Below are 1,186 nucleotides of genomic sequence, written 5' to 3' on the forward strand. Positions count from 1 at the left end.
CCCACCCGCTTCTCGCGTCCCCGCTTTGCCCTTCTGGTTCTTGCCGGCGTCTATCCGCTGATCACCGCCATTCTCTACGTGGTGTTCCCGCTCACCGAGGATTGGTTCATCTGGCAGCGCACGCTGGTCATCGCGCCGCTGATGGTCTCGATCATGATCTGGGGACTGATCCCCGGCGTGCAGAGGGCGTTTGGCGGTTTCATCAATGTGCGCGCAGGCCGGCCGGGCGAGTAGGCGCTGGAACCGATCTGATCGCCGCCGGCGCGACACGCTGCAACGAATGTAGGGATGGATCGGAGCGGCAAATTCCGAAATAACTCGGCTGCCGATGAGGCGGCCAAGGCCGCTGCCAGCGCGGAGCAAGCGGATCATGTTTGAAGGTTTCGCACGCAAGGCCTTCACCATTGACGGGATGGACATCGCCTGCGAGGTTGGCGGTTCCGGGCCGCCGGTGCTTTTGCTGCACGGATTTCCGCAATGCCGGGCGATGTGGGCTCGGGTCGCCCCCTTGCTCGCGGATCGTTTCACGGTCGTTTGCGCCGACCTGCGCGGTTATGGCGATTCCTCGAAGCCGAAATGCCTGCCCGATCGGTCGAACTACAGCTTTCGCGCGATGGCGAACGACCAGGTCGGCCTGATGCGCCAACTCGGATTCGACCGGTTCCATGTGGTCGGCCACGACAGGGGCGGACGGACCGGACACAGGATGGCGCTCGACCATCCGGAAGCGGTCCTGTCGCTCACCGTCATGGATATCGTGCCGACCTATGCCATGTTCACGGACACGAACAGGCATGTCGCTGGCGCCTACTGGCACTGGTATTTCCTGTCGCAGCCGGAGCCGTTGCCCGAGCGCCTCATAGGCAACGATCCGGACTTCTTTTACGAAACATGCCTAGTCGGCTGGGGCGCGACCAGCATTTCGAGTTTCGATCCCGAGATGATCGCCGAGTACCGGCGGGCTTGGCATGACCCCGGGATGATCCACGGTTCCTGCTCCGACTATCGGGCGGCAGCCAGCATCGACCTCGAACACGATGCCGCCGACATCGGCCGCAAGGTCCTCTGCCCGACGCTCGTATTCTACGGCTCGTCGGGAACGATGGCCTCGTTGTTCAATATCCCCGCCGAATGGCGCAAGCGGGCTGCCGACATGACCGAAGCGTCACTGCCTGGCGGGCATTTC

General features: G+C 63.2%; 2 protein-coding genes. Both read left to right on the plus strand.

Going from position 1 to position 1,186, the window contains the following annotated elements; translation table 11 throughout:
- Window positions 1–234 (plus strand): hypothetical protein (locus EOA29_RS37115; RefSeq protein WP_127222437.1); only part of this gene is annotated, 234 nt, incomplete at its 5' end.
- 136 nt (window positions 235–370) lie between these two features.
- A partial coding sequence (locus EOA29_RS37120; RefSeq protein WP_145970078.1) for an alpha/beta hydrolase occupies window positions 371–1,186 on the plus strand: 816 nt, incomplete at its 3' end.

Origin of the sequence: Mesorhizobium sp. M1E.F.Ca.ET.063.01.1.1, from assembly GCF_003998155.1 — a bacterium.
Classification (GTDB): Bacteria; Pseudomonadota; Alphaproteobacteria; order Rhizobiales; family Rhizobiaceae; genus Mesorhizobium.